The 7,365-nt window shown below is 70.5% G+C and carries 7 protein-coding genes and 1 pseudogene; 6 read left to right on the top strand and 2 right to left on the bottom strand.

Annotated features, from left to right (window positions below; genetic code table 11):
* The first annotated feature begins 40 nt into the window (after positions 1 to 40).
* The 6 genes from guaA (at position 41) to K6I34_RS27310 (ending at position 6,256) form a co-directional block, all read left to right on the top strand.
* Complete coding sequence (gene guaA / locus K6I34_RS27335; RefSeq protein ID WP_229329720.1) at positions 41 to 1,639, top strand: glutamine-hydrolyzing GMP synthase; 1,599 nt, start codon at positions 41 to 43, stop codon at positions 1,637 to 1,639.
* Between the two features lie 113 nt (positions 1,640 to 1,752).
* Positions 1,753 to 2,379, top strand: coding sequence for a Uma2 family endonuclease (locus K6I34_RS27330; RefSeq protein ID WP_374231028.1), 627 nt, complete (start codon positions 1,753 to 1,755; stop codon positions 2,377 to 2,379).
* A gap of 103 nt (positions 2,380 to 2,482) precedes the next feature.
* Positions 2,483 to 3,364 carry an alpha/beta fold hydrolase gene (locus K6I34_RS27325; protein WP_238489838.1) on the top strand — a complete coding sequence of 294 codons (882 nt, stop codon included), beginning with the start codon at positions 2,483 to 2,485 and terminating at the stop codon, positions 3,362 to 3,364.
* A 148-nt stretch (positions 3,365 to 3,512) separates the two neighbouring features.
* Complete coding sequence (locus tag K6I34_RS27320) at positions 3,513 to 4,313, top strand: class II aldolase/adducin family protein (RefSeq protein WP_229329717.1); 801 nt, start codon at positions 3,513 to 3,515, stop codon at positions 4,311 to 4,313.
* A gap of 216 nt (positions 4,314 to 4,529) precedes the next feature.
* Positions 4,530 to 5,552 carry an Ig-like domain-containing protein gene (locus K6I34_RS27315; RefSeq protein WP_229329715.1) on the top strand — a complete coding sequence of 341 codons (1,023 nt, stop codon included), beginning with the start codon at positions 4,530 to 4,532 and terminating at the stop codon, positions 5,550 to 5,552.
* Between the two features lie 185 nt (positions 5,553 to 5,737).
* Positions 5,738 to 6,256, top strand: a complete 519-nt coding sequence (locus tag K6I34_RS27310; RefSeq protein WP_374231027.1) for a DoxX family protein — start codon at positions 5,738 to 5,740, stop codon at positions 6,254 to 6,256.
* Between the two features lie 111 nt (positions 6,257 to 6,367).
* On the opposite strand, the gene K6I34_RS27305 is transcribed toward K6I34_RS27310, so the two are convergent.
* Both K6I34_RS27305 and K6I34_RS27300 read right to left on the bottom strand, forming a co-directional pair.
* The gene (locus tag K6I34_RS27305) at positions 6,368 to 6,607 is read right to left on the bottom strand and encodes a hypothetical protein (protein WP_229329712.1); all 240 of its coding nucleotides are present in this window, start codon (positions 6,605 to 6,607) and stop codon (positions 6,368 to 6,370) included.
* Positions 6,594 to 7,365 (bottom strand): annotated as a pseudogene (locus tag K6I34_RS27300) (LiaF domain-containing protein); the annotation flags it as partial. The pseudogene K6I34_RS27300 and the gene K6I34_RS27305, both read right to left, overlap by 14 nt.

Below are 7,365 nucleotides of genomic sequence, written 5' to 3'. Positions count from 1 at the left end.
AATACAGACCACCTCCAGAACCGACGCAAGGCCCGCCCCCGTGTCAGCAGCACCCTCTGCAGCCGCCCACGACAACACCGCGGAGCCGGTGCTCGTTGTCGACTTCGGCGCGCAGTACGCCCAGCTCATCGCCCGTCGTGTCCGTGAGGCGCGGGTCTACAGCGAGATCGTGCCCAGCACGATGCCCGTCTCCGAGATGCTCGCCAAGAAGCCGAAGGCGATCATCCTCTCCGGCGGCCCCTCGTCCGTGTACGAGGAAGGCGCCCCCACGCTCGACCGCGCGCTGTTCGAGTCGGGCGTCCCGATCTTCGGCATGTGCTACGGCTTCCAGCTGATGGCCACCACGCTCGGCGGCACCGTCGACAACTCCGGCGCCCGCGAGTACGGCCGTACGCCGCTGACCGTCACCAAGTCCGGCTCCACGCTCTTCGAGGGCACCCCGGCCGAGCAGTCGGTGTGGATGTCGCACGGCGACGCCTGCTCCGCCGCTCCCGAGGGCTTCACGGTCACCGCGTCCACGGACGTCGTCCCGGTCGCCGCCTTCGAGAACGACGAGAAGCGCCTCTACGGCGTCCAGTACCACCCCGAGGTCATGCACTCCACGCACGGCCAGCAGGTGCTGGAGCACTTCCTCTACCGGGGCGCGGGCATCGAGCCCACCTGGACCACCGGCAATGTCATCGAGGAGCAGGTCGCCGCGATCCGGGCCCAGGTCGGCACCAAGCGTGCGATCTGCGGCCTGTCCGGCGGCGTGGACTCCGCCGTCGCCGCGGCCCTCGTGGCCAAGGCCATCGGCGACCAGCTCACCTGCGTCTACGTCGACCACGGCCTGATGCGCAAGGGCGAGACCGAGCAGGTCGAGAAGGACTTCGTCGCCGCGACCGGCGTCCAGCTGAAGGTCGTCGACGCGCAGGAGCGCTTCCTCGACGCCCTCGCGGGCGTCACCGAGCCCGAGGCCAAGCGCAAGATCATCGGCCGTGAGTTCATCCGCGTCTTCGAGCAGGCCCAGGCGGAGATCGTCGCCGAGGCGGGCGCCGAGGGCGAGGACGTCGCCTTCCTCGTCCAGGGCACGCTCTACCCCGACGTGGTCGAGTCCGGCGGCGGCACCGGCACCGCCAACATCAAGTCCCACCACAACGTGGGCGGCCTCCCCGAGGACCTGGAGTTCGAGCTCGTCGAGCCGCTGCGCCAGCTCTTCAAGGACGAGGTCCGCATGGTCGGCCAGGAGCTCGGCCTGCCGGACGAGATCGTCCAGCGCCAGCCCTTCCCGGGCCCGGGCCTCGGCATCCGCATCGTCGGCGAGGTCACCAAGGAGCGCCTCGACCTGCTGCGCGACGCCGACGCCATCGCCCGCGAGGAGCTGAGCGCCGCCGGTCTCGACCGCGAGATCTGGCAGTGCCCGGTCGTCCTGCTCGCGGACGTCCGCAGCGTCGGTGTCCAGGGCGACGGCCGCACCTACGGCCACCCGATCGTGCTGCGCCCGGTGTCCTCCGAGGACGCGATGACGGCCGACTGGTCGCGCCTGCCGTACGACGTCCTGGGGCGCATCTCGACCCGCATCACCAACGAGGTCGACGAGGTCAACCGCGTGGTCCTGGACATCACGAGCAAGCCGCCGGGCACCATCGAGTGGGAGTAGTCCTCCCCTGAAGGCCCACCGGGGTCAAACGCCAGTGCCGTCGCCCATTCGTTTGGGTGGCGGCATTGTCATTTGGGGTGGGTACGCTGACGGTACGGCCCAGAATCCCGTCCATGGGAGGACTTATGACCGCCGAAATCGCGCACCCCTGGCCGGTGCCGCCGCAGGACGGCTACACCGTGGACGACCTGCTGACGCTGCCCGACCTCCCGCCGCACACGGAGCTGATCGACGGGAGCCTGGTTTTCGTGAGCCCGCAGCGAGACTTTCACAGCATTGCAATCGACCTGCTGTTGAGTGGCCTTCGCCGTACTGTCCCGGCCGACTTCCGCGTGCGGCGGGAGATGACCGTGGTCATCGACAGGCGCAACGGCCCTGAGCCGGACCTCATCGTCGTGCGCGCTGCCGCTGTGCGGAGTTTGACGCAGACCTACTACCAGGCCAGGGATGTGCTGCTGGCGGTCGAGGTGGTTTCCCCCGACTCCGAGTCCCGTGACTGGAACACCAAGCCTCACAAGTACGCCAACGCGGGTATTCCGCACTTCTGGCGAGTGGAGATGGCCAGCACGGACGAGCGGCCTGTTGTCGACGTCTTCGAGCTCGACAAGCCAGTTGTCGACGTCTTCGAACTCAACAAGGAGACGCGTGCGTACGTCCCGACCGGGACGTACCGCGACAGGCTCAAGCTCTCCGAGCCCTTCGACATCGACATCGACCTCACGGAGATCGACAAGCTGTAGCGGATGGTGAGCCGCGGCGTCCGTATCCGGGCGCCGCTTTTCTCGCATGCGAGACGATACGTATCGTCTCTTCTGCTTGAAGTCCCGGCGAGAGGAAACCGTCATGCAGCCCATCGGGCGAACCATCGACATTGCCCCCGGCGTGCAGCTCTGGAGCGAAGAGCGCGGCGCCCCCGACGCCCCTGCCCTGCTGCTCGTCATGGGCGCACAGGCGTCCGGCCTGGGCTGGCCCGAAGAGCTGGTCGACGCACTGGCGCGGCGGCACCGCGTGATCCGCTACGACCACCGCGACGCCGGGCGCTCCACCTGGTCGTTCGACAAGCAGCCGTACCGCATCACCGACCTCGCCGACGACGTGCTCGCCGTCCTCGACGCGTACGGGGTCGAACGCGCCCACGTCGTCGGCCTGTCGCTCGGCGGCATGCTGACCCAGCTGCTGATGGCCGATCACCCGGAGCGCCTTCTCAGTGCGACCCTGATGGGTACCTGCGCACTCAGTGAGAAGCCGCTCACCGGCCCGGACGGTACGGAGACCGCCGCGGCCGACCTCCCCGCCATCTCGCCGCACGTCCTGGAGATGTGGGCACGGCCCGTCGAGGACCACGGCCTGGAGGCGGAGCTCGACCGGCGGGTGGAGCACTGGCGGGTGCTGAGCGGTGACGAACTGCCCTTCCATGCCGACGAGATGCGCGAGCGCGAGCGGCGGATCATCGAGCATTCCGGGCGTTACGACGTCTCCACCGCCCACGGACGCGCGGATCACTCCGGCATGCTGCGCACGGAGGGACTGGCCCGCAACGCCGTCCCCACGCTGGTCGTCGAGGCCCCAGCCGAGCCCGTCTTCCCGCCGCCGCACGCCCGGCACCTCGCACAGGTCGTCGGCGCGGCACGGCTGGTGACGATGCCGGGCATGGGGCACGCCCTGCCGCGCGAGTGCCTCGGCCCGCTCGCGGACGCGATCCTGGCGCACACTGCGGGGTGCTGATCCCGGGGCGCTGAGCCCGGGGTGCTGATCCGGGGGCGCTGATCCTGGGGCGCCGCGCCCCTGTTCTCCGCGCGTACCCGGAGGTAGCTTCCGTTCGTACGTACCCGCGTGCACGCGCGCGTGCCGTCGAGGCGGAGGAGAGCAGGTCATGTCGCAGGAGCCGTCACGGAAGCCCGAGCCCGTACCCGCCGATCAGCTGCAGTTCGCGCTGCCGCCGAAGCACGAGAGCGTCGCGGAGGAACGGCAGCACCGCAAGGAACGGCTGGCCGCCGCGCTGCGGCTCTTCGGACGGTTCGGCTTCGAGGAGGGCGTCGCGGGCCACATCACGGCGCGGGACCCGGAGTTCACCGACTGCTTCTGGGTCAACCCCTTCGGGATGTCCTTCAAACACATCACGGTCAACGACCTGATCATGGTGAACCATGACGGGGACGTGGTGCAGGGGCGCCACCATGTCAACCGGGCCGCGTTCGCGATCCATTCGCAGATCCACCTGGCCCGCCCCGATGTCGTGGCCGCCGCGCACAGCCACTCCGTCCACGGGCGGGCGCTGTCCACGCTGGGGGAGCTGCTGGAGCCGATCACCCAGGACGCCTGTGCCTTCTACGAGGACCACGCCCTGTTCGACGACTACACGGGCGTCGTCGTGGACCTCGAGGAGGGCCGCCGCATCGCGACGACCCTGGGGCAGCGCAAGGCGGTCATCCTGCGCAACCACGGGCTGCTGACCGTCGGGGACTCGGTGGACGCGGCCGCGTGGTGGTTCATCACCATGGAGCGCTCCTGTCAGGTCCAGCTCCTGGCCAAGGCCGCCGGAAAGCCGGTGCTGATCGACGAGGAGTTCGCCAGGGCCACCCGGGAGAGCCTGGGCAACGACCTGGCGGGCTGGGTCAACTACCAGCCTCTGTATCAGCAGATCACCCGCTCGGAACCGGACCTGCTGGGCTGAGGCCCGGGCTCCGCTCTTCCGGTCGCCGGGGCCCTGTGCCTTGCCGGTTGTCCTGCCGGTCGCCGGGGCCCCGTGCCCACCCCCACCACTCGGCGGGGGTGGCTCGTCCTTCCGGCCGCCGATTCGGGGTATTCGCCCTGGTTAGGCTGGACGGGAGCCGAGGCGCAGCCGCCTCGGCTCCGCCATGCCTGGAATCGACGAATCGGTTGGAGAACCATGCGCCTCTCCCGTTCCATCGGGCTGTCCACCGCCTTGGCCCTGGCCGGGCTGGCCGTCACCGGTTGCGGCGGAGGTGCCGAAGCCGAGGAGAGGCCCGCGGCGAAGTCCTCCTCGTCGGCCCCCTCCACACCGTCCCCGTCGGCCACTCCCGTCACGGAGAAGCCCGCACCGCCCGCCCAGATGCTCCCGGGCGCGGCCAAGGTCGTACGGCCCGAGATAGCCCCGGCCAACGGTGAGAAGGTCGGCGTCGGCCAGCCCATCGCCCTCGTCTTCAAGCAGCAGAAGATCTCCAAGGAACTGCGCGCGGGCATCGAGGGACGGCTGAAGGTCTCCACCTCCCCGAACGTTCCCGGCGCCTGGCACTGGAACGAGACCAAGGGCGACACCCGCGTCCACTTCCGGCCCGAGAAGTACTGGCCCGCGGGCACCAAGGTCACGCTCGACGCGCGCCTGGACGGCGTCAAGCTCGCCGAGGGCGTGGCCGCGGGCGGCGACCGCACCGTCTCCTTCACCATCGGCGACTCGATGGTCAACACCGTGGACCTCAAGGCCCACAAGATGACCGTCGTCCGCAACGGCCGGACACTGCGCACGATCTCCGTCAGCGGCGGCGACGAGTCCAAGGACTTCGGCACCCGCGAGGGCATCAAGACCATCCTGGCCAAGGAGGGCCGGGTCGTCATGGACTCGCTCTCCATCGGCATCCCGCGCAACCACCCGGACGGGTTCTACGGCTCGTACGACTTCAGCATGCGCGAGACGATCAGCGGCGAGTACGTGCACGCGGCGCCCGACAACGCCGAGTCCTTCGGCAAGGAGAACGTCAGCCACGGCTGCATCGGCATGTCGACCGAGGACGCGAAGTGGCTGTACGGGCTGACGCTCAAGGGCGACGTCGTGGAGGTCAAGGGCGGCACCAAGCCCAAGCCCATGGACCGCTTCGGCAACGGCTACGGCGACTGGAACCTGAGCTGGCAGGAGTGGCTGGAGGGCAGCGCCCTCGGCGTCCGCACGGGCTGAGCGGCACGGGGTCAGCGGGCTGGCTCAACGGGCTGGCTCAACGGGGCGGCTCAACGGGGTCGGCCGAGCGCCCACGGGCTGAGCCGGGCGGGTTGTCCACAGGCAGGTTATCCACAGGGGTGACCACGGATCGCCTTTCGTACGTATCGTCGGATGAGGCGAGCGGCGAGAGGCGGAGGCCGACGATGACACTCCTGGGGCGCGGGGAAGCGAGGGGCTTGGGCGTGGACCGGCTGCGGTCCACGCTCTCCCGGCACGCGCTGCTGCCGCTGCGGATCTTCCTCGGCGTCACCTTCGTCTACGCCGGGCTCGACAAGCTCACCGACTCGTCCTTCCTCGCGAGCAACGGGCCGGGCTCCCTCGGCGAGCTGATGCGCTCGGTGCGGGACTCCAGCGCGGTGCCCGCCCTGGTCGACCTCGCGCTGAAGAGCCCGGTCGGCTTCGGCTGGGCGATAGCCCTCGGCGAGGTGGCGGTCGGCCTCGGTACTCTCCTCGGCGTGTTCGCCAGGGTCGCGGCCTTGGGCGGCGCGCTGATCTCCCTGAGCCTGTGGCTGACGGTGAGCTGGTCGGCCACGCCCTACTACTACGGCAACGACCTGGCCTATCTGATGGCCTGGATCCCCCTGATACTCGCGGGCGCGCCCCACCTCTCGGTCGACGCGATACGCGGCGGCCCCGCGCGGCGGCGCAGGCGTCACGCCTGAACCGTCACGCCTGAACCGCCGCGCGGGGCCGGTCGCACAGGGGATTGATCGCACAGGGGGTGATCGCGCAGGGGGGCGCAGAGGCAATCGCACGGGGGTAATCGCGCGGGGTCAGCGGCCGCCTCGGTCGAGCGGCTCGGCGGGGTCGCCGCCGCGGGCCCGGTGACGGCGCACCAGCAGGGCGAGGGCGGAGGCCAGGCCCGCCACGCAGAAGCCGATGCCCAGGGCGGGCAGCAGCACATAGGAGGGGAAGTGGACGGAGCCGCGTGCGGCGGCGAGATAGGCGAGACACCCACCCAGCAGCACCAGCCCGACGACGAGCTTGCCCGGTTCGAATTCATGCCTGCGCACGGTCCACCTCCACCTGGCCGATGCCGACCTTCAACCGGATTTCCAGGGTGCCGCGCGAGGTCTGCCCGACGCGGGGCTCCAGGGTCAGGCGCTGCTTCTGGCCCGGCCCGACCTGGACGTCGTCGCGGCCCTCGCCGGGGAGCCGGATGTCACCGATGCCCACGTCGATGGTGAGCTTCGTGGTGACGTCCTCGGGGACGACGAGCCGGAGCTGGCCGGCCCCGGCCTCGGCCGCCGTACGGACCGGGGCGTCCTTGGGCCACTGCAGCGTGGTCAGATCGAGCACGCCCACACCGCTGCCGACCCGGAAGGTGGTGTCCTGCACGGCGGCCGCGCTCGCCGGGTGCCACGTCGTCCGCGTCCACTGGGTGGTGACCGACTTGGGCAGTGCCGCGGCCCCCACCAGCAGGGCCGCCGTCAGCACCGCCGCGAAGCGGGTGCCGCCGCCGGTGCGCCCGTACAGCGAGCTGACGATCATGCCGAGGCCGAAGACGCCCAGGGCGCAGGCGAGACCGATCTCCAGACTGGTGGCCAGCGGCTGCCGGTGCCAGGAGAGCCCGGTGCCGAGCGCGCACGCGAGGACCGCCAGCAGGAACGTCCAGCCGCCGAGGGCACGGCTCTGGCGGACCGGGCGGGAGCGGGTGCGCTTGGCGACCTCCCGGTCGTACGGGGCGTAGTCCGGGCCCCACAGATAGCCGGTCGCCGTGTCCACGGGGCCGGTGGTGCCGTCCTTGACGATGGGGTCGCGCCACCAGGAC

Origin of the sequence: Streptomyces sp. UNOC14_S4 (assembly GCF_020740835.1) — a bacterium.
Taxonomy (GTDB): Bacteria; Actinomycetota; Actinomycetes; order Streptomycetales; family Streptomycetaceae; genus Streptomyces.
Note: the sequence above shows the minus strand (reverse complement) of the source record. Positions and strands in the feature narration are given on the sequence as shown.